This is a genomic window from Streptomyces beijiangensis, assembly GCF_017315755.1.
GTDB lineage: Bacteria > Actinomycetota > Actinomycetes > Streptomycetales > Streptomycetaceae > Streptomyces > Streptomyces beijiangensis.
In genome coordinates this window covers 1-239 of sequence record NZ_JAFLRJ010001045.1, presented here as the reverse complement: position 1 = coordinate 239, position 239 = coordinate 1, and the positions used below count along the sequence as shown (strand labels likewise).

Sequence of the window (239 nt, the reverse complement as noted above, 5' to 3'; positions counted from 1 at the left end):
GCGCGTCCCAGGCCGGCTCCCCCACACGAAGACCCGGTCCCCGTTCCCCACCGTCCGCCACAGCCGCGCGGCATCAGGCACCCGCAGATTGACGCAGCCCGCCGACCCCGCCCCGTTGAACAGGTCGTGGGGAGTCCCGTGCAGCGCCTGGCCGCCGTCGAAGTACTGCGCGTACGGCATCGGGGCATTGGCGTACAGCCGCGAATGGTCGTCCCGCACCCGCCGGAAGATCCGGTGCG

General features: G+C 72.8%; 1 protein-coding gene. It reads right to left on the bottom strand.

Annotated features, from left to right (window positions below; all coding sequences use genetic code 11):
* Positions 1-219 (bottom strand): L,D-transpeptidase (locus J0695_RS40470; protein WP_307798909.1); only part of this gene is annotated, 219 nt, incomplete at its 3' end.
* Between the last annotated feature and the right edge of the window lie 20 nt (positions 220-239).